Raw genomic sequence first — 18,526 nt, forward strand, 5'->3', positions numbered from 1 at the left:
CGGCGAAACGCAGGTTCGCCTCCATGCCGGTGAGCGCATCGGGGGAGAAGCTGGAGCGTTCCTCGAGGAACATCCGGACCTCGTCCTCCCAGTCGATATCGTCGAAGATGAAGGTGACGAGGCCAAGCTCATCCGCCCGTTCCGCATCCAGACTCTCGCCGATCGAGCCTTCCGCTTTCGTCACCGCCTCCGGCGCGCCGAGGAACCGGGTCTCGAGCCGGGTCAGATCGTTGCTCATCGGGAACGGGCCGAAATTGGCCGGGCCAAGCGCGATTTCGGCCGGCGGACGGTTATCGCCGTCAAGCTGGCCTTCCAGCATGTAGCTGCGGTCGGCGGCGAACAGCAGCTCGGCCAGCGATCCGGCAAAGCAGCTTCCCGGCTCGACCAACGCCACAAGCGAGCGCGAGGTCACGTCGATCCGCTTCATCACACGTTTCCAGTAAAGCGAGATCTCGCGGGCCAGCCAGTTGCCGCGGTTGGCAGCAATAAAAGCATCGTGCGCCAGCACCTTCGCGCCGTCGCCTGCGGTTTTCAGAATGAGCGTGCCGATTTCCAGCTCGTTGATCCGCAGATGCAGGATCGCGTCATCCAGCTCACGGCATAGCTTCAGCATCCAGTAATCGGCGCCGAGCGCGGCCAGGGCGTCGGTATCGGCCGGCACATCCTGTTCCGGTCCGGTGAGGGTGATGGTGGCGTTCCGCTCGTCCCGGTCGATCTCGACCGTGACCAGATCGTATTGCATCAGATCGCCCTCGATCTTCCGCTCGATCGGCGGAAAAGCGATACCCCTGGCATCGGACGGCCGATCGGAGCCTTCCGCCATCGTGGCGACACGGGCCGCGACCACCTCGTCGAACTTCGAGTTCGGGGCCAGCTCATCGACCAGATCCCAGTCCGCGGCGCGCTTGCCCTTGATGCCTTCCTCGATGGCGCAGAACACATCCGCGCGGTCCCGCCGGACCTTGCGCTTGTCGGTGACGCGGGTCAGGCCGCCGGTACCCGGCAGCACGGCCAGCAGCGGCGCTTCCGGCAGAGAGACGGCGGAGGAGCCGTCGTCGGTCAGGATGATATGGTCGGTCGCAAGGGCCAGCTCATAGCCGCCACCGGCGCAGGCACCCGTCACCGCCGCCAGATATTTCTGGCCGGACTCGGCGCTGGCCTCTTCCATGTAATTCCGTGTCTCGTTGGTGAATTTGCAGAAATTCACCTTATGGGCATGGGCCGCGCCCGCCAGCATGCGGATATTGGCGCCGGCGCAGAACACCCGGTCCTTGGCCGACCGCAGCACGACGACCTTCACTTCCGGATGCTCGAACCGCAGCCGCTGGATCGCGTCATAAAGCTCGATATCGACGCCAAGATCGTAGGAATTGAGCTTCAGCTCATAGCCCTCGAACAGGCCACCCTTCTCGTCCACATCCATGACAAGGTCGGCACGGGCGCCGTCGAACACCAGCTTCCAGTGCTTGTAGCGGGACGGATCGGTCCGGAAATCGATCATCATTTTGCGCATCTCCCATGAGGGCGCCACTCGCCGGGGCGCTCCGTCTTCTTCAATCGAGAACGCACTATAATGCAATCACCAAAATTGACATGCATTATTTTGCATGTTGAGGCTCACCTGACTCCGCGCCATCAGCAAAGCCGCCGTCTCCCGTCCTGCCCGCATGCCGGAAAACCAACTGGATTCGGTAAAAAACACCCTGTAATGTAAAATTATGCAGGATTTTGCAGAATCATTCTCGCTGGCCTTCCGGCTCATCCTTTCCGCCGACGCAGATCTCGCGGAGATCGTACTGCTGTCGCTGAAGGTCAGCCTGTCCGCGACCCTGTGCGCCTGCATGATCGGCATGTCCCTTGGCGCGGCCATCGCCATCTTCCGGTTTCCGGGGCGCGGTCTGCTTCTGGTCCTGACCAACGCCATGATGGGCCTGCCGCCCGTGGTGGTCGGACTGGCGATCTACATGCTGCTGTCGAACGCGGGGCCGTTCGGCACCTTCCAGCTACTCTATTCGCCGACCGCCATGGTGATCGCGCAGACCGTGCTGGTGACACCGATCGCAACGGCGCTGACCCGGCAGGTCATCGCCGATCTGCATAAGGAATATGACGAGCAATTGCGCTCCCTCGCCCTCGGGCCGCTCTCCACCCTCACAACCCTTCTCTGGGATGCGCGGTTTTCGCTGATCACCGTGGCGCTGGCCGGGTTCGGCCGGGCAGTCGCGGAAGTCGGAGCGGTGATCATCGTCGGCGGCAACATCAATCACGTGACCCGGGTGATGACCACGGCCATCGCGCTGGAAACCTCAAAAGGCGACCTCGCCCTGGCGCTGGCGCTCGGCATCATCCTGATCGGCATCTCGATCAGCGTGAATGCCGCCCTGATGGCCCTGAAGGGGACGGCGCGGCGGTTTGCCTATGAATAACATTCCGCAGAATGTCAGCCAGAATGCGAGCTTCGCGGCAACCAATCCGCTGCTGCCGCTGCGCGCGGAAGATATCAGCTACGCACCCGACGGGCTGGCCCTGCTGGACAGGGTAAGCCTGCAAATCACCGAGGGCGGCATCAGCATGATCCTCGGTCCGAACGGTGCCGGAAAAAGCATTCTGATGCGTATCCTGCACGGGCTGATCCCGGCGAGCGCCGGTACGGTGACCTGGCGGGGACAGACCGCCAATCGGGAGATCCGCAAGCGCCAGGCCATGGTGTTCCAGAAGCCGGTGCTGCTGCGCCGGTCCGCCGCCGCCAATCTCGACCACGCCCTGAAAGCGGCGGGCGTGCCCCGTGGCGAACGGGACATGCGGGCGGCCGAGGCCCTGAAGGAAGCAGGTATCGCGCATCTGGCGACGCGCCCGGCCCGGGTTCTGTCCGGCGGCGAACAACAGCGCCTTGCCCTCGCCCGTGCCCTCAGCCTGCGGCCGGACGTGCTGTTCCTGGATGAGCCGACAGCCAGCCTCGACCCCGCCTCCACCGCCGCCATCGAGACGCTGGTGCTGGCGGCGGAACGGCGCGGCTGCAAGATCGTCATGATCAGCCACGATATCCACCAGGCCCGGCGCCTTGCCGCCGAGATCATCTTCATGGACCGGGGCCGGATCGCGGAACAAAGCGCCGCCGCCGCCTTCTTCGAGAAACCGTCGAGCGCCGCGGCGCGCGACTACCTGGCCGGACGGCTGCATCTGCCGGACGGTGCCTGACCAAGCCGTCACTGAAACGGACAATGGGAGCGAATGAGATGAAGCATTTGAGAATTTTGATCGGAGGGCTCGCGCTCGCCGCGATGCTTGCCGTCACGGGCAACGGCGGCGCCCTTGCCGCCGACAAGTTCATCACCGTGCAATCGACTACATCGACGCAGAATTCGGGTCTGTTCGATTACATGCTGCCGATCTTCACCAAGAAGACCGGCATCGAAGTCCGGGTCGTGGCCGTCGGCACCGGCCAGGCACTGAAGAATGCGCGGAACGGTGACGGCGACGTGCTGTTCGTGCACGCCAAGCCCTCGGAAGAGAAATTCGTCTCCGACGGTTTCGGCGTTAAGCGCCAGGATGTCATGTTCAACGATTTCATCATTGTCGGCCCGGCCGCCGATCCGGCAAAAGTCGGCGGCATGAAGGACGCCCCGGCGGCGCTGAAAATGATCGCCGATGCGAAGACACCTTTCGCCTCGCGCGGCGATGACAGCGGCACGCACAAGAAGGAAAAGCTTCTCTGGAAAGCGGCCGGTGTCGATGCGGACGCGTCCAGCGGCTCCTGGTACCGGGAAACCGGCTCCGGCATGGGCGCGACCCTGAATGCGGCCGTCGGCATGGGCGCCTACGCCCTGACCGACCGGGCCACCTGGATCAGCTTCAAGAACAAGGGTGACTTCAAGATTCAGGTCGAGGGCGACAAGGTTCTCTTCAACCAGTATGGCGTCATTCTGGTAAACCCGGCCAAGCATCCGGCGGTGAAAAAGGAACTCGGCCAGACCTTCATCGACTGGGTGACCGGCGAGGAAGGCCAGAAGACCATCAACAGCTACAAGCTGAATGGCCAGCAGCTGTTCTTCGCGAACGCAAGCTGAACCACATCAAGGCAAGGGTCAGGGCGCGTTGTCCCTGACCCGACCGCATTCGGCCACATCGTATCCGCCCAGCTCCGCCGCCCGCGCGCGGAAAGCCTGTCCCGACGCAAAAGCGAGCAGGGCCTGGAACGGCGGCTCGAAATAAAACTTCCGGCAGACCAGCAGATCGAACCGTTCCTCGACCAGGGGAATGAAATCGAGGCCATGCGGCACTGCCGCCGCGACCAGCCCGAGACCGGCATCGGCCCGGCCCGCACGCACCGCTTCGGCCACGTCCGTTTCCGTGCGCGCCGGAGAGTCCAGCCAGTTCACATCCGATTCCGTCAGGCCGGCACGCACCATCAATTGCTCCAGCAGCAACTGGCTTCCGGCATGCGCCTGCCTCTGCGCCACAGCCTTTCCGGCAAGATCCGCAATCCCGCCGATAGCGCGCGGATTTCCCGGCGCGACGATCAGGCCGCGGCTGCGAATTGCCCAGGAAATCAGGACGGCATCCCGCGCGGGGCCGAGAGCATGTACGGCGGACAGGTTCCAGCCCGCACCGTCTTCCTCGGGAATATGAATGCCCGCGACGGACGCCTCCCGCTTCTCGAACCGGGCAATACCGTCGAGGCTTCCATCGAACAGGGTCGGCAGACCAGCGCCGGATTCCCGCAATGCCCAGTCGAGCAGGGGATCGTGGCTGCCCGCGACAATCCCGGCACGGCCGGGAAGAACACTCGGGGAAGGCGCTGATGGTGTTGCAGGCGGAGCGCTTGCCTCCCCCGTGATCCAGGCCTCGATCTCCTGGCGGGGGAACAGCAACTTGCCGGTAACGCGGCGGCAGGGAACCTCCCCATCGGCCACGAGCTGATAGACCTTGCGCTCTTTCACCCGCAGCAATTCCGCAAGCTCGCGCACGGTCAGGAATGCAGGGGGCGGAACGGTCATCGGCCTCGCGACGTGTCGATCGTGAAAATCATCCCGGGAAGCCTTACTGGCGACACCCGCTTCCGTCAATCTGTGGCGGCGGCGGGTTCAAGAGAGGAGGCAAAACGAAGCCCGAAGCATCACTCAAGCCGGACATCGCCCGTTGCGGACTGATAAACGGTCTTTGTGCTGAAATCGACCATGTGAAGGCCGCCCCAGGCGATCCCTGAAATCACACAGACCCCGATCAATGCAGCGACGAAGGCTTTCATGTCGTTCTCCCTAGTTTTGTCCGGCCCGGCGTTCGGCAAAAGCCAGTGCCTGCCGCAGAAAATGGATTAATGCGCGGCGGTCTTCCGCATTCCCGAGGCGCTGCAAGGGCATCTTGGTGCCCGGGACCACATGCTGCGGTCCTTTCTCGAACAATGCCCCGATGGTCTGTTCGTTCCAGATAATATCGCTCTCGCGCAGCGCTTTCGAATAGGGATATCCGTCAACGGTGCCGACCCGGCGTCCGAACACACCGTAGAGAGTGGGTCCCGCCCGGTGGCCGCCATCCGGCGTCAGGGTGTGGCATACGCCGCAGGTTTTGAACAGCTCAGCACCGCGCGCCGCCAGCGCATCGCCCGGCGGGATATAGGGGGATTCCTCCGGTTTTCTTCTGGCGCCGATCTCCGTGCCTGCTTCAAGATCCCAGCGGATCACCCGCCCGTCCCGTCCGGCGGACAAAAGCTGGCTGCCATCCGGCGTGAAGGCAACCGACCAGACCGGCCCCTTATGCCCCCGTAATGTCTTGAGCGGCCGCCCGTCCCCGAGCGACCAGAAGACGATCTGCCCCCGCGCGCCGCCGGTCGCAAACCGCTCCCCGTCCGGCGTGATCGCGATTGAAAGCACCGGCGCTTCGTGGCCGAGCATGAAGCGGCGTTCCTCCCGGCTCTCCATATCGAACAGGCGCACGGCCTCGTCTGTCCCGGCAACCACCAGGGTTCCCCCGTCAGGGGAAAGCGCCAGCCGGTTCACCGGCAATCCGATTTCGGCGAACAGCTCCGGCGCGGCGCCGGCAGCAACAGGCCAGAGCCGGATGGTGCCGTCATAACCGGCCGTCAGCAGCCGGCTCCCGTCTCCCGCGAACAGCACCGCATTGACCGGCCCGGCATGCCCCTTGAGGGTCACGGTCTCCGCATCGCCCGTGAGCGGCGTCATCCGCACCAGCCCGTCGAATCCCGCCGAGGCGGCAAACCTCCCGTCCGGCGATACCGCGAGCGACGACACGTTACCCTCATGCCTGTGCAGCAGGCGCAACGGTTCCACCGCGCCAATCCGCCAGAGATAGACCGCGCCGTCATTCCCGCCCGAAACGGCGAAGCCGCCTCCCGGCACAAAAGCCACATCACTGACAGCCGCGTCATGGCCATACATCAGGACCCGCGCCTGCTCGGTCTGCATGTCCCAATGGATGATGGAATAGTCGAAGCCCGCGGTCAGGGCCGTCTTGCCGTCACCGGAAATGGAGATGGCGTGAACCGGCCCGCCATGACCGACCAGCTCCGCACCGGCCGGTGGCACCGGGGAGAGCGCAAGGGGCATGGCAACAAGAAGCGGTGCGATCCGGCGCCGGATCGCACCCTGCAAAAATGCCGATGTCCTGCCGCTGTCCCGGCGCACCATGGCCTCTGGCGAACGCCTAGTCCGAGCCGGACGAAGCCTGACGCGCCCGGACTTCCTCGACCCAGAGACTGTGATGTTCCTTGGCCCAGTTCTCGTCCACCTTGCCGCTGCCCATGGCATCGAACGCGCCCTCCATGCCGATGGAGCCGATATAGATATGGGCGATGATGACCATGATCAGGCCGATCCCGACGATGGAATGCCAGAGCTGGGAAAGCTGCATTTCCTGCATCACCGTCAGCTCGGTCGGCAGATCCGCGCCGAAGATATTGATGAAGGCGAAGGTCTTGCCGAACATCTGAATCTCGAACGGGAACAGCAGGGCGATACCCGAGACGCTGATCGAGGCCCCGCCAATGATGACGGACCAGAAGATCAGCTTCTGACCGGCATTGAATTTCTTCGCCGGCGGGTGGACACCCTTGGAAAGCAGGCCCCCGGCCTTGGCGATCCAGTTCAGATCGGTCCGGTTCGGAATGTTATGGCCGACCCACATCACGAACATCATGATCACGCCGACCATGAAGGCGAAGGCCAGGTAATTGTGCAGATACTTGCCCGCGATGGTGATGACCGAGAAAGCGTCCGCGCCGATCAGCGGTTTCAGAGCATAGCGGCCGTACAGCACGTTGAGTCCGGTAAGCGCCAGCACCACGAAACTTGTCGCGGTCAGCCAGTGGGCAAATCGTTCGACCGTGTTGAAACGCTCGATCAGCCTGCCGCTCATGCCATGCTCGACCCGGATCCGGCCGCGAATGATAAAGAAGATGCAGAGCAGGATGATGATGCCAAGCAGCGCCCAGGCGCCGAACACGGACAATGGCCCGTTCCGGAAAGCCCGCCAGTTATCCCCTTCCGACTGGATCAGCACACCGGCGCGGGCATTCGGGATCGAAACATTCCCCTGCTCGCCCTTGCGGATCTGACGCCAGAAATCAGCATCGCTCGAGGTGCCGAGCGTATTGCCCGGCACGTGGCCGGTCTGCTGCGCGGAAGCTTCCGGGACGAGGAGGTTCGCACCGGTCATCAGGCCGAGCCCGGCGATAAGCGTCACGACCGCGGCCAGGCCGGCGAGATATTTGGTGAAAGCCGAGAATGTCATGTTGTGATCTCCCCCGGGGCCTAGAGGTCGAAGCTCTGCCGGCGGCCGCGCTCGCGGATTTCCGACAGGGTTTCTTCTGACAAGTGCTGGTCCGCCTTGCCCAGATAGGTGCCTTTTTTATACAGGAGCACACGGTCCTGCTCTGTCTCCCGGCAGCCGCCAAGCAGCGCCAGGACAAGCACCGCGAGTGCCGCGCCGCGAATCCATGTCGGACGAAATGACATCATGTCCGTTTGACTCCCCGAAAAATGCAATGCGTCCGTTCTCGCAATCGCGATCCATGGACGACCGGTCACTGTCCAGGAATGGCGTCCCCTGACGCCACGCGCCGGATCGGAATCGGCTACACGCACGTGTTTGCTCTACAGACCGGACCGGAGGCCGCACTATGCGGCCTCCGGAACAGGCGATTACCCGCCGGTTTTCTGGTCGTAGGCCGTGCCCCAGCCCCAAGCGCCGGAGCCAAAGCCGCGGGCGACGATACGCTCGCGATAGATGGCGGAGACAATGTCCCCGTCACCGGCCAGCAGCGCCTTGGTCGAGCACATTTCCGCACAAAGCGGGAGTTTGCCCTCGGCCAGCCGGTTCCGTCCGTACTTCTGGAACTCGGCATTGCTGTTGTCTTCTTCCGGACCGCCGGAGCAGAAGGTGCACTTGTCCATCTTGCCGCGGCTGCCGAAATTACCCGCTTGCGGGTATTGGGGTGCCCCGAACGGACAGGCATAGAGGCAATAGCCGCAGCCGATGCACAGATCCTTGGAGTGCAGAACCACACCCTCGTCGGTCTGATAGAAGCAATCGACCGGGCACACCGCCATGCAGGGTGCGTCGGAGCAATGCATGCAGGCGACCGAGATGGACCGTTCACCCGGCTTGCCGTCATTGATCGTGACGACGCGCCGGCGGTTTACACCCCAGGGCACCTCATTTTCGTTTTTGCAGGCCGTGACACAGGCATTGCACTCGATGCAGCGCTCGGCGTCACACAGGAACTTCATACGTGCCATTGTTTCGCTCCCTTACGCAGGCTCAATACGACACAGGGTCGCTTTGGTTTCCTGCATCTGCGTGACCGAATCGTAGCCGTAGGTCTGCGCAGTGTTGGTGGATTCGCCGAGGACATAAGGGTCCGCACCGTCCGGATACTTGCTCCGGAGATCCTTGCCCTGGAAATGCCCGCCGAAATGGAACGGCATGAAGGCGACGCCCGTGCCGACCCGTTCGGTGACCATTGCCTTGACCTTGACCTTGCCGTTTTCCGGACCCGTTACCCAGACCATCTGCCCGTCCTTGACGCCGTAATTGTTGGCATCGCGGGGATTGATCTCGATGAACATGTCCTGCTGCAGCTCGGCCAGCCATGGGTTGGACCGGGTTTCGTCCCCGCCGCCCTCATATTCGACCAGCCGGCCGGAGGTGAGGATCACCGGGAAGTCCTTCGAGAAATCGTTCTTCTGGATCGACGCATAGAGTGTCGGCAGGCGATACGACTTCCTGTCCTCGTAGGTCGGATAATCCGCCACGAGGTCACGCCGGGACGTGTAGAGCGGCTCGCGGTGCAACGGCACCGGATCCGGGAAGGTCCAGACCACGGCCCGGGCCTTGGCATTACCGAAGGGCGAGCATTCGTGAGCGATCGCAACGCGCTGGATACCGCCGGAAAGGTCGGTCTTCCAGTTCGTCTTGTCGCCGGAAATACCTTCGATGGTTTTCCGTTCCTCGTCCGTCAGCTCCTTGTCCCAGCCAAGCTTCTTCAGCATGGCCATGGTGAATTCCGGATATCCGTCCTTCAGATCCGAATTGGCGCCATAGGAATCCACGGCCAGAAGGTTCTCGCCGTTCCGTTCGACACCGAACCGGGCGCGGAAGGTAAGTCCGCCCTCGGAAACCGGCTTCGACGGATCGTACAGGATCGGGGTGCCCGGATGGTTCATCTCCGGCGTGCCCCAGCACGGCCACGGCATACCGTAATAGTCGCCGTCGCACGGACCGCCCTTGGCTTCCAGCGTCGTCTTGTCGAACGTGTGCTGATTGGCCATGTGCTTGCGCAGCCGCTCCGGCGTCTGGCCGGTATAGCCGATGGTCCACATGCCCTTGTTGATCTCGGCGGTGATATCCTCGACGTAAGGCTCCTTGCCGTTGACCTTGATGTTCTTGAACATCTGGTCGGCCATGCCGAATTTCTCGGCGAAGAGATACATGATCTCATGGTCGGTCTTGGATTCGAACAGCGGCTCCACCACTTTTTCGCGCCACTGGATGGAGCGGTTGGAAGCGGTAACCGAACCATAGGTCTCGAACTGCGTTGCCGCCGGGAGCAGATAGACCCCGTCCTTGCGGTCATGCAGCACGGCGGAAACCGTCGGGTACGGATCGACGACGACAAGGAGATCGAGTTTCTCCATCGCCTTCTTCATCTCGACCATACGGGTCTGCGAGTTCGGCGCGTGGCCCCACAGCACCATAGCCCGAACATTGTTCGGCTGATCCATGTTGGCCTTGTCTTCAAGCACGCCGTCGATCCAGCGCGACACCGGAATGCCGCTGGATTCCATCAGCTTCTTGTCGGCGAACCGGCCAAGCAGATAGTCGTAATCGACATCCCAGACCCGGGACCAGTGCTTCCAGGCACCGGTGCTCAGGCCGTAATAGCCCGGCAGGGTGTGGGACAGCACGCCAAGATCGGTCGCGCCCTGCACGTTGTCGTGGCCGCGGAAGATGTTGGTGCCGCCACCGGCCTTGCCCATGTTCCCGAGCGCGAGCTGCAGGATGCAATAGGCACGGGTGTTGTTATTGCCGTTGGTGTGCTGGGTGCCGCCCATGCACCAGATCACGGTGCCCGGACGGTTGTTGACCATGGTCCGCGCGACACGGCGCATCTGCGAGCCCGGAACCCCGGTGACCCGCTCGGTCTCTTCCGGCGTCCACTTCTTCACTTCGGCCCGGATTTCTTCCATGCCCCAGACGCGCTGGCGGATGAATTCCTTGTCTTCCCAGCCATTCTCGAAGATGTGCCAGAGCAGGCCCCAGATCAGCGCGACGTCCGAGCCCGGACGGAACCGGACATATTCGGTCGCGTGTGCCGCGGTCCGCGTGAAGCGCGGGTCGCAGACGATCAGCGGCGCATTGTTCTGCTCCTTCGCCCGCAGCAGGTGCAGCAGCGAGACCGGGTGGGCCTCCGCCGGGTTCCCGCCGATGACGAAGATGGCACGGCTGTTGTGGATGTCGTTGTAGCTGTTCGTCATCGCGCCGTAGCCCCAGGTGTTTGCAACACCCGCGACCGTGGTCGAGTGACAGATACGCGCCTGATGGTCTCCGTTATTGGAACCCCAGAAGGCGTAGAATTTACGGAACAGGTAGGCCTGTTCGTTGCTGTGCTTGGCGGAACCGAGCCAGTACACCGAATCCGGGCCGCTTTCTTCCCGGATCTTCAGCATCTGGTCGCCGATATCGTTGATCGCCTGCTCCCAGCTGACCTTGGTGTATTTGCCGTTGATCAGCTTCATCGGGTATTTCAGGCGCCGCTCGCCATGCGCATGCTCGCGCACCGATGCGCCCTTGGCGCAATGGGACCCGAGGTTAAACGGGCTGTCGAAGCCCGGCTCCTGGCCGATCCAGACACCGTTCTGCACTTCCGCCTCGACCGTACAACCGACGGAGCAGTGCGTGCAGACAGACCGGATTCTCTCGACACCGGCCATCGGATTGGCTTGAGCTTCGGCTTTCTTGACCATGCCACCGCCGAGGGTGGCTGCGGCGGCAAGACCGCCGACTGTAATACCGGAGCGTCTCAGGAACGTTCTCCGGTCGATCGCGCTGCCGGCCTGGGCGGCCAATGCACGCGACATGCGGGGCGATCCGGATCGCCCGCCCGTCTTCTTCATCAACATATCGTTCTCCCGAACATTACGGCCTCTTTATCGACCGCTTATGTTTCAGCAGGCGCCCCAGCATGTGGCGCCCCGGGACCTCCCAAGTGAGAGGACCCTCCCCGTCTTGCTCCTAGAAGCGCGACAGAGCGTAGGCCGTCTTCACATGCGCGGTTTCCCTGTAGCCGGCACTGACCTTTTCGGGCCGCGATGCGGCCTCGGCAGGTTTCTGCGCCCCGGCAATTGCCGCAGCACCGGCGGCAGCGCCGATGCCCGACAATTTCAGGAAATCACGGCGTGTGGATTCGGGCTTTTTTGTTTTCGCCATCTCCAACTCCGTTCTGCTCCGCACGGGTCCTATATGCCGATCCGCCGCCGGCCCGTGCCCGGTTGCGGGAAAGTATCGCCGGTGCCCTAGTCGAGCATCCGGAACGACTCGATCTCGATCTCGATGAACTGCCGCCCGATAGCGCCGAGCGGCATGTAGAGCGTGGACGCCTTGGCGCCTTCGAGATCTTCGAAAAACTTCACGGCCCACGGCGCCATGTGCCGGTCAAAAAATTCGGCTTGGCGCTCCAGATGGCAGGCAGGGCCGAAATCGCCACGGATCATCCCCGCCATCACATCGCAGAGCGCGGCGACATGATCTTCCGGCTCTTTCACATCATCGGCACGGGCAACACCGAGTTGCGCGAGATCCTTACGGAGCTCGGCCAGGGGTTTTTCGTTCAGGAAACCTGTCAGATAGAAGGAGCCGTGGGGAACAAGTTCACCGCGCCCGACTCCGTAAAACAGTTTATGGAATTCTTCGTCAGCGGTCTCGACAGTCGCCGCGCGCGCCGCGGCCGCAAAGGCGGCGACGGACTTGCCAAGCGGCGTGTCGTCCCCTTCGAGGCCACGGGCGAGCTCAAGACTGTCCTGGTGCGGCGGACGCGCAAGGTAATGCGCAAGTAGACCGTACCAGTGCGCTCTGACGGCGTCTTCTTCAGACACCAGACTTCGGGCGGTCTCTGTCACCGACCCACTCTCCCAAACGTGCCCGCGTAAACCGATGGGAATCGCAAGCTTCGTTGCAACGGCTTAGTGCCGTTCTTAGAATCGTTAAAGTACGCTCGCCCAGTCCATAAGTCCATATGGACGCAGCCGGTACGGCAAAGGTTTTCCACCCTGCGAAGAACGCCACGCGTTATTCGAGGTCGCCGTCACCAACCTCGTCGTCATCGATTTCGGCCTGGCCGTCATCGCCTGCGTCAGGCGCGGGATCCATATCCGCCCCGGTTTCTGCCCTTTCGGCAGCAGCCAGGCGCCGCGCCTCTTCCTCATCATCCGGCTCGTTTTCAGCATCGGCACCGTCAGCCCCGGCGTCATCTTCCCTGGCGTTTTCGGCAAGCTCCTCATCGGTCATGAACCCCTTGCCGACCCGGTAGGCCGTCTGCATGCCTTCAATCACCATGGCCGAATCAGTGAAATCCTCGCCGTAATCGACCAGACCGTCGACATTCGCCAGCAGCGGATTGCTGCGCCACAGAGCCTGCAGGGCGCGCCGGCGCAGAAACTCGGGAACCTTGCTCTGCATGAACGGCGTGAAATCACTCTCAGCATCGAGCGTTTCGATATCCGGCAGGCCGTCGACCAACTCCTGCTCCTCTTCCGTCAGGGCGCGCTCGTCTCCGGTGACCAGAGCCGGGAGCTGATCTTCCGGCGCCTCCTCGGGAAGAACCGGGGCCGCGCCACCACGCTTTTCGCGCGGTGTGGCCGTTTCGGCAATCCGGGCGGAATCCTTGCGTCTGGACCAGCGCGCGAGGAAATTGTCACCGCCATCGTCGTGGGCGTCAGTCAAGGCGGCGTCTCCCCGGTATGCGCCGCCCGCCGTCATCGACCCTGGGCTGGCGGGCGAATTTTTCCTGCTCGTGGCGGTGATCGCTGCGCTTGCGCTTGATGAACACCTCATCCTCGTGATGCGTGTCGCAGAAATCCTGCACCCAGGCGATCAACCCCTCGGGCATCGGGACGCTTTCGACGGTCTCCTCGCCTGAATCCAGATAATCCTGCGCCTCATAGGCCGAGGCCGTGGCCAGGAAGGGGTAGACCTCGTAAGGCGAGTCCGGATCGTCATCCGTCCGCAGCACGACATAGACCGACGGCTGGCCCGACAGGTTCACCTTGTAGGATTCAGTCTCTTTCCGATACAGGGTCAGCGGCAGCGTCGCCGCGTGGTAGCGCTCGAAATCCGGCCCCCGGTCGAGCAAGGTCCACTCTCCGACGTCCGGTGCCCCGACGATCACGGAGACCGCGTTCCAGCGATAATTCTGCCACGGATTGTCGATTTTCCGGCGCTCCAGCACCAGTCCAACCGGGATTGTCCGGCTGCGTTCCATTTCCACTCCTTGGATTGTCCGCTCGGGGTCATTGCCCCGGCGCTCCCGTGTTGCAAATATGTGTACCAAAAGTGCGCGCCGAAAAGACTGAAACACAGAAAGCGCACAGGAGAGAGATATATGGCCACCGAAAGCGGGCGGCTGCTGGTCTGCAATTGCAATCAGACCATGCCCCTCGAGGCTGTCGCGGGCGCGGTTGCGCAAGGCGGGACGGCCCCCTTCATCCATTCCGCCCTGTGCCGGTCCCAGCTCGGAAATTTTCGCGATGCGGCAGCAGCGGGCACACCGCTGACCGTCTGCTGCACCCAGGAAGCGCCACTTTTCCGTGAGATCGGACAGGAAGCCGGGCTGGACGAGGAGGCTCTGACCTTCGTCAATATCCGCGAAAGAGCCGGCTGGTCCGGGGAAGCCTCGCAAGCCGGGCCTAAAATCGCGGCCCTGATCGCGGAAGCCGCAGTCGCGGGCACACCGACGACACAGGTGTCCCTCTCATCCGACGGCATCTGCCTGGTCTATGGCAAGGATCAGTCCGCCCTCGACGCCGCGCGCCAGCTCTCGGAGCGGCTCGACGTCACGCTGCTGCTGAAAGAAAGCGCGGGCATCGTGCCACCTTCCGTCATGGATGTGCCTGTCTTCCATGGCCGGATCATCCGCTCGTCCGGGTATCTCGGGGCTTTCGAGATCGGCGTCGACGATTACGCGCCCGCCAATCCTGCAAGCCGCGACGCCTTCTCCTTCGAACGGCCGCAGAACGGCGCCGTCTCGAAATGCGACCTCATTCTCGACCTGACCGGAGAGACCCCGCTTTTCACCGGCCATGACAAGCGCGACGGCTATTTCCGCCCCGATCCGGGCGATCCGGTCGCCGTGCAGAAGGCCCTGTTCGAGCTTTCGGACATGGTCGGCGAGTTCGCGAAGCCGCGTTATGTCGATTTCAAAGCCGATCTCTGCGCCCATTCCCGCAGCCGCAAGACCGGCTGTTCGCGCTGCATCGATGTCTGTCCGGCAGGCGCCATCAGCTCTGACGGCGATGTCGTCGCCTTCGATGCGCATATCTGCGGCGGCTGCGGTTCCTGTAATTCGGTCTGCCCGACCGGTGCCGCGCATTACGCCTTCCCGCCAACATCGACCCTGGTCGAGCGTCTGTCCGTGCTGATGCAGGCCTATGCGGATGCCGGTGGCCGGGATGCCGCTCTCCTGATCCACGATACCACCGACGGTAACGCGATGATCGACATGTCGGCCCGGTTCGGGCGCGGCCTGCCCGCCCACGTGATCCCGTTCGCGGTAACGCAGGTGACCCAGATCGGACTCGACTTCCTCGCAGCCGCCTTTGCCTTCGGCGCCGGGCGGGTGGTGCTGTACGCCCATCCGCGCAAGCAGGAGGAAATCGGCGGACTGGCGGGCCAGATCGGCCTTGCCGAGACCGTCCTGACCGGCCTCGGCTTCGAAAGCGGCCGGGTGGAACTGCTCGTCGAGGCCGATCCGGACGCGGTTGAAACCCGGCTCTGGTCAATGGATCGGCCCGCTGGCGTTGCCCCGCGCTTCTTCCTGCCTCTCGGCGGCAAGCGGGAAATCATGGACACCGCCCTCGCCCAGCTCAGGCTGGCGGCCCCGACCCCGGTCGACAGCATCGCGCTGCCGCCCGGCGCCCCCTACGGCGCGGTGAATGTCGATACGGAAGCCTGCACGCTCTGCCTTGCCTGCGTCAGCGCCTGCCCGGCCAGCGCGTTACTCGACAATCCGGACGCGCCGCAGCTCTCCTTCGTTGAAAGCAGTTGTGTGCAATGCGGTCTCTGCAAGAACACCTGCCCGGAAAGCGCCATCACACTGGAGCCCCGGATCAACTTCCTGACCGCGGCCAAATCTCCCGTGGTGATGAAGGAGGAAGAACCGTTCCATTGCGTCCGCTGCGACAAGCCCTTCGCCGCGAAAAGCACGATCGACAGAATCGTCAAAACGCTGGCGGAGAAGCATTCGATGTTCGCAACGCCGGAAGCGGCCCGGCGCCTGCAGATGTGCGAGGATTGCCGTGTCGCCGATCAGTTCGAGGCGGGCAACCCGATGACCGGCGGCGCCCGTCCGATGGTCCGGACGACAGCGGATTATCAGGAGGGCAAGGTCCCCGACGAGGACGAAAGCATCCACTGACGCCGCAAGCGGACCGGATTGTCAGCCGCCAAACCTGTCCTGGCACATGGCGGCGGCGCGTTGCTTGAAGAGGGTGTGCTTGGCATCGTCAATCACACCCTCTGCCAGCATCCGGTCAACCGCGCCATTCCGTTCCGAAAGGCATTTTGCCAGTTCGGGATTGGCCGGCACGACACTCTCCGCTTCACCGCGCGCGAGCACGGCCAGATCTTCGCGGTGAATATAGACAAGAGACGATGCGGCCAGCACCAGAACCAGACCGGCAACAAGGCGGGCCCGCCAGCTGTCGATGAAAGGCTCGGCGGTCATGGTGGTTACTCGGTCTCGATGGTGCCGTCGATGATCACTTCAAGACCAACGGCCGGGATCGAGAGCACCACCTTGGCTTCCGGTGCCGCGCCGGACTTCAGAGAGCCGTTTTCCACCGCCGCCCGGATCGCGGTCTCGATCTCGCGCTGACTGGTCACGCCGACCTTCTTCAGAAATTTGCGGACACTCATGTTGAAGATGTCTTCGTTCATTTCTTTCCTCCCTTACGCTGGCTCCATCACGCCGGCACGGCCAGCGGTAAATTAACCAGCAGATTTTGTGGCTTCATCCGCAGCACGCCCTTCGCATCCTGCGCCAGCCCGAGATAGACCGGACGCCCGGCGATATCCGCCCGCATCGCTTCCGGCTGTTTGAATTCGAGCCGGAACAGGGCGATCAGATTGACCAGCGTCTCCTCGCCGACATCCTCGCCCTTGTAGAGCGCGTTCAGAATGCCGGTCGAGGTCGCATCGAGGCCGACATGCCAGACCCAGCGCTCGTCCTTGATGCTGCGCACCGGTGTCACGGACACGTCGGCACCGAGGAAATGAGCCGTCCAGCTTTCCAGCACCCGGCACAGCGCATCCAGCCCGGGGCGGGTGAAGGTGAGATCGAGCACGGTGTCGAAGCGGTCGCTCCGCTCCCAGTAGATCTCCGCGTTTTCCTCGGTCAGCACATCCAGCTCGACGGAGCGCAACGGCGTGTCGTTCTCCGCGATCAGACGTTCCAGCGAACTCTGGCCCTGCCCCGCCGCATGCATGTCGACGATCTCCTCGTCGGCGCACATCACGGTGCCCTCCTGCAACGTCACGCGCTGGCTGCGGAACAGAAGCTCGGCGGCGCGTGCCCGGAACGGATCATTCACGCCTTCCAGCATGTTGCGGGTCACCACATGGGCGATCTGATCGAGGAACAGCGGCGGGATGGAAATATCGCCGGACAGAAAGGTCGAGAGATAGAAGGCTTCGAGACTGTCCGCCGCCAGCAGGGCGTCCCGGAAGCCAAGCACGATCTGGTAATTCTCGCGGCCGTCCGGATCGCCAAAGGCGGAAAGCTCCATATCGCTGACCGGCCGTCGCGGGTCGTCCAATAGCGCCGCGTGCAAACTGCGCTCCGTCGCGCAGGATTCCTCCACCGGCGCGACCTCGGGCCGGGCCAGGATCGCGCGCAGGAAATCGTCCGTGACCGCAAGCCGTCCGTCCGCCGTCCGATCGAGCAGCGCATGGCCGGAGCTGATCCAGAAATCCCGTGACGGGTCCAAAACTGTCATCTATCCGCCCGCCTCAATCAAGGGACCAGGTTGGCTTGCGCAACACATCGGTCAACGGCACCAGTGGCGTTTTCGTATCGCCGAGTACCAGTCCGCCATTTTCGTCCAGCCCGAGCAAGGTGCCTTTCCACTGACCACCACCGAATTTCAACTCCACCACCTCGCCCCGCTTCGCCGCGCGCGGCACCCAGTTATCGGCGATGGGGCGGAAGCCGTCGGACATATAGCGGTTGGTCCAGAGCAGGAAATGGCGCGAGAAGCTTTCCAGCAACCCGCCGGTGGTCAGCTCGCCGCAGCCCTCATCGAAGAGCGTCGTCCGTTGCCGTATCATGCCCGGCTCCGGCGCATCCTCGCGCGGCGTCATTGCCACCTCGACGGAAAGCACGGCCCAGTCCGGCACCGGATCGTCAGCCAGATTGTCCCACGCGGACGGGTCCACCGCGAGGCGAACCCCACCGGCCAGACCGCCATTCACGATCAGCCGGTCCGGCCAGCCGAACATCACTTCGACCTGCGGCGGAACCTGTGCGCCAAGGCAGTCGCCGAGCGCGACCATCGCCACATGAACCACCGCGAGGCTTTCGGAAAGCGGCCGGTCCGGCGCCAGTACGACCGCGCATAGCATCGCGTCCGCGCTGTCGACCCAGAACAGGCTCGCCGGCTCGGCCCCTGTCTTTGCCGCTTCCACGGCGACCGCCTGAATATCCGTCCCTGCCTGATGGCGTTGGGGACGGTAAATCGGCGGGAAAGTCAGCTCGTCTTGCATGTTTCACTCCCTTGCCGCGAAACCTACCATGGCCGCC

Annotated in this window: 20 protein-coding genes; 4 read left to right on the forward strand and 16 right to left on the reverse strand. The window is 63.2% G+C overall.

What is annotated here, in order from left to right; all coding sequences use genetic code 11:
* On the reverse strand, positions 1 to 1,504 hold a 1,504-nt coding region (gene boxC / locus AAC126_RS08495; RefSeq protein WP_339852160.1), incomplete at its 3' end, for a 2,3-epoxybenzoyl-CoA dihydrolase.
* 214 nt (positions 1,505 to 1,718) lie between these two features.
* Here boxC and AAC126_RS08500 point away from each other — a divergent pair.
* The 3 genes from AAC126_RS08500 to AAC126_RS08510 are packed head-to-tail and all read left to right on the forward strand — an operon-like array spanning position 1,719 to position 4,067.
* Positions 1,719 to 2,426 carry an ABC transporter permease gene (locus AAC126_RS08500; protein WP_339852162.1) on the forward strand — a complete coding sequence of 236 codons (708 nt, stop codon included), beginning with the start codon at positions 1,719 to 1,721 and terminating at the stop codon, positions 2,424 to 2,426.
* Entirely contained in the window at positions 2,419 to 3,198 is a 780-nt protein-coding gene (locus AAC126_RS08505) for an ATP-binding cassette domain-containing protein (protein WP_339852165.1), read from the forward strand. Before AAC126_RS08500 ends, AAC126_RS08505 begins: the two co-directional genes overlap by 8 nt.
* 38 nt (positions 3,199 to 3,236) lie before the next feature.
* The gene (locus tag AAC126_RS08510; RefSeq protein WP_339852167.1) at positions 3,237 to 4,067 is read left to right on the forward strand and encodes a substrate-binding domain-containing protein; all 831 of its coding nucleotides are present in this window, start codon (positions 3,237 to 3,239) and stop codon (positions 4,065 to 4,067) included.
* Positions 4,068 to 4,085: 18 nt separating this feature from the next.
* On the opposite strand, the gene AAC126_RS08515 is transcribed toward AAC126_RS08510, so the two are convergent.
* From AAC126_RS08515 to AAC126_RS08565, 11 genes are all read right to left on the reverse strand, one after another.
* Positions 4,086 to 4,997, reverse strand: coding sequence for a helix-turn-helix transcriptional regulator (locus AAC126_RS08515; RefSeq protein ID WP_339852170.1), 912 nt, complete (start codon positions 4,995 to 4,997; stop codon positions 4,086 to 4,088).
* 119 nt (positions 4,998 to 5,116) lie between these two features.
* Entirely contained in the window at positions 5,117 to 5,248 is a 132-nt protein-coding gene (locus AAC126_RS08520) for a hypothetical protein (protein ID WP_339852171.1), read from the reverse strand.
* A 10-nt stretch (positions 5,249 to 5,258) separates the two neighbouring features.
* Entirely contained in the window at positions 5,259 to 6,608 is a 1,350-nt protein-coding gene (locus tag AAC126_RS08525; RefSeq protein ID WP_339852172.1) for a c-type cytochrome, read from the reverse strand.
* 52 nt (positions 6,609 to 6,660) lie between these two features.
* Complete coding sequence (locus AAC126_RS08530) at positions 6,661 to 7,746, reverse strand: formate dehydrogenase subunit gamma (protein ID WP_339852175.1); 1,086 nt, start codon at positions 7,744 to 7,746, stop codon at positions 6,661 to 6,663.
* A gap of 20 nt (positions 7,747 to 7,766) precedes the next feature.
* Complete coding sequence (locus AAC126_RS08535; protein WP_339852178.1) at positions 7,767 to 7,973, reverse strand: hypothetical protein; 207 nt, start codon at positions 7,971 to 7,973, stop codon at positions 7,767 to 7,769.
* Between the two features lie 183 nt (positions 7,974 to 8,156).
* A complete protein-coding gene (fdh3B, locus tag AAC126_RS08540) occupies positions 8,157 to 8,753 on the reverse strand; it encodes a formate dehydrogenase FDH3 subunit beta (protein ID WP_339852181.1) in 597 nt (198 codons plus the stop codon).
* Between the two features lie 12 nt (positions 8,754 to 8,765).
* Positions 8,766 to 11,636 carry a formate dehydrogenase subunit alpha gene (locus tag AAC126_RS08545; RefSeq protein ID WP_339852184.1) on the reverse strand — a complete coding sequence of 957 codons (2,871 nt, stop codon included), beginning with the start codon at positions 11,634 to 11,636 and terminating at the stop codon, positions 8,766 to 8,768.
* 112 nt (positions 11,637 to 11,748) lie between these two features.
* Positions 11,749 to 11,943 (reverse strand): twin-arginine translocation signal domain-containing protein, encoded by a 195-nt coding sequence (locus AAC126_RS08550; protein ID WP_339852186.1) that lies wholly within the window; start codon positions 11,941 to 11,943, stop codon positions 11,749 to 11,751.
* An 86-nt stretch (positions 11,944 to 12,029) separates the two neighbouring features.
* A complete protein-coding gene (locus tag AAC126_RS08555; RefSeq protein WP_339852188.1) occupies positions 12,030 to 12,632 on the reverse strand; it encodes a molecular chaperone TorD family protein in 603 nt (200 codons plus the stop codon).
* A gap of 169 nt (positions 12,633 to 12,801) precedes the next feature.
* Positions 12,802 to 13,455 carry a DUF3306 domain-containing protein gene (locus AAC126_RS08560; RefSeq protein WP_339852191.1) on the reverse strand — a complete coding sequence of 218 codons (654 nt, stop codon included), beginning with the start codon at positions 13,453 to 13,455 and terminating at the stop codon, positions 12,802 to 12,804.
* Positions 13,448 to 13,993: a DUF3305 domain-containing protein gene (locus AAC126_RS08565; protein ID WP_339852194.1), complete on the reverse strand. Its 546-nt coding sequence runs from the start codon at positions 13,991 to 13,993 to the stop codon at positions 13,448 to 13,450. The genes AAC126_RS08560 and AAC126_RS08565 overlap by 8 nt, the downstream gene beginning before the upstream one ends.
* A 120-nt stretch (positions 13,994 to 14,113) precedes the next feature.
* On the opposite strand from AAC126_RS08565, the gene AAC126_RS08570 reads away from it, so the two are divergent.
* Complete coding sequence (locus tag AAC126_RS08570; RefSeq protein ID WP_339852196.1) at positions 14,114 to 16,144, forward strand: 4Fe-4S binding protein; 2,031 nt, start codon at positions 14,114 to 14,116, stop codon at positions 16,142 to 16,144.
* Between the two features lie 21 nt (positions 16,145 to 16,165).
* Here AAC126_RS08570 and AAC126_RS08575 read toward each other — a convergent pair whose 3' ends face one another.
* From AAC126_RS08575 to AAC126_RS08590, 4 genes are read right to left on the reverse strand one after another with little or no spacing between them, the layout of a single operon-like run.
* The gene (locus tag AAC126_RS08575; RefSeq protein WP_339852197.1) at positions 16,166 to 16,453 is read right to left on the reverse strand and encodes a hypothetical protein; all 288 of its coding nucleotides are present in this window, start codon (positions 16,451 to 16,453) and stop codon (positions 16,166 to 16,168) included.
* 5 nt (positions 16,454 to 16,458) lie between these two features.
* Entirely contained in the window at positions 16,459 to 16,665 is a 207-nt protein-coding gene (locus AAC126_RS08580) for a DUF6494 family protein (RefSeq protein WP_339852198.1), read from the reverse strand.
* A gap of 26 nt (positions 16,666 to 16,691) precedes the next feature.
* Positions 16,692 to 17,723, reverse strand: coding sequence for a DUF6352 family protein (locus tag AAC126_RS08585; RefSeq protein WP_339852200.1), 1,032 nt, complete (start codon positions 17,721 to 17,723; stop codon positions 16,692 to 16,694).
* A 13-nt stretch (positions 17,724 to 17,736) separates the two neighbouring features.
* Complete coding sequence (locus tag AAC126_RS08590; RefSeq protein ID WP_339852201.1) at positions 17,737 to 18,489, reverse strand: biotin/lipoate--protein ligase family protein; 753 nt, start codon at positions 18,487 to 18,489, stop codon at positions 17,737 to 17,739.
* Positions 18,490 to 18,526: the final 37 nt, after the last annotated feature.

Source organism: uncultured Nisaea sp. (assembly GCF_963974195.1).
Taxonomy (GTDB): domain Bacteria; phylum Pseudomonadota; class Alphaproteobacteria; order Thalassobaculales; family Thalassobaculaceae; genus Nisaea.